This window comes from Natrinema soli (assembly GCF_028618695.1).
In genome coordinates this window covers 1-1,229 of record NZ_JAQIVI010000392.1, presented here as the reverse complement: position 1 = coordinate 1,229, position 1,229 = coordinate 1, and the positions used below count along the sequence as shown (strand labels likewise).

The following is a 1,229-nucleotide window of genomic DNA, read 5'->3' as shown; positions in this document are numbered from 1 at the left end:
TGCAGCCCTAGTAAACAACGAAGCGAACGACGAGCGTCGGGTATCGGTCGGGTTCGGCATCGGCTATGAGGACAGCATTGAACAGGCACGCGATGCGATCATCGATGAAGGGTCGCGCATCGAGGGCGTGCTCGACGACCCCGAACCGACCGCTCCGGTCACGGAACTGGGCGACTCGGCTGTGGTGCTCTCGGGACGGATCTGGATGAACCCCGAGGAAAGCAGCTACGGGGCGGTCCGCGCACGGTTCGTCGAGGCCGTCAAGGAGCGCTTCGATGCTGAGGGGCTCGATATGCCGTATCCCAACACCGAACTCTCCGGGGACATCGAGGTCACGAACGCCAGTAAAATCAAGACGACCGCTGACGACTGACACTGCGCCCCGCGGACGGCTCGGTAGGGCGTCGCTTCTACACCTACCCCCTCCACGTGTTTCTGATGTTTGGATTCGGTAGAGAATCCCAATTGTGTTTTTTGAACCCATATATAAGTTGAGGATTATAACAAGAACGACTCGTTTAGCAGTCATAGGTAACGTACTTTTCTGACTTGGTGATAAAAGTGAAAAATGATTTCTGAGATGCTTGCTCTTTCCATTGATGTCGAGACGTTTGCTGGTGCCACGGAATGTCTTAGGCTCACGGACAGTAACAGAGCCATTTTGTGTGTTTCGTAAACAAAATTCCGAGGACAGGATACAGAATATCTGGATGCGTCGAACACGGTGAAAACGTAATCGGCAAGGCGAGGACTCCGAGACGTTGTGCAGTGATCTCGCCCGAATTAGCCCGACTTGGGTACCCCTACTCGGACGGTTCGTTCACGCTGGTCGATTCGTCGACGCCGGCCTTCCGGCGCAGCCACTCGAGGCCGAGCGCCCCGCCGAGAAGACTGGCACCAGTCGTAAAGCCGGGCACAATGTCGGCGTCACTGTTGTTCTCGGTGTCCGTCTCGTTTCCTCCGTCTCCATTTCCGGCGTTTCCGTTCCCGACATCGCCGTCATCGGTATCGACAGACTCTCCGTCGTCGCCACTGGATCCGCTATCGTCACTACCAGACTCTCCGTCGTCGCCACTGGACCCGCCGTCGTCGCTGCCGTTTTCCCCCGTGTCGCCGTCGTCGTCGCCGTCCTGCTGATCGTCTCCCTCGTCGGATCCGTCTCCCTCGTCGTTTCCGCCGTCCGTGTCGTCGTTCTCGTCGCTCTCGTCGGACTGGTCGTCCGTGTCGGT

2 pseudogenes are annotated in these 1,229 nt (G+C 57.9%); one reads left to right on the top strand and one right to left on the bottom strand.

What is annotated here, in order from left to right:
• Positions 1–373 (top strand): annotated as a pseudogene (locus PGX04_RS21820) (mechanosensitive ion channel family protein); the annotation flags it as partial.
• Positions 374–803: 430 nt separating this feature from the next.
• Here PGX04_RS21820 and PGX04_RS21815 read toward each other — a convergent pair.
• Positions 804–1,229: pseudogene (locus tag PGX04_RS21815) on the bottom strand (PQQ-binding-like beta-propeller repeat protein); the annotation flags it as partial.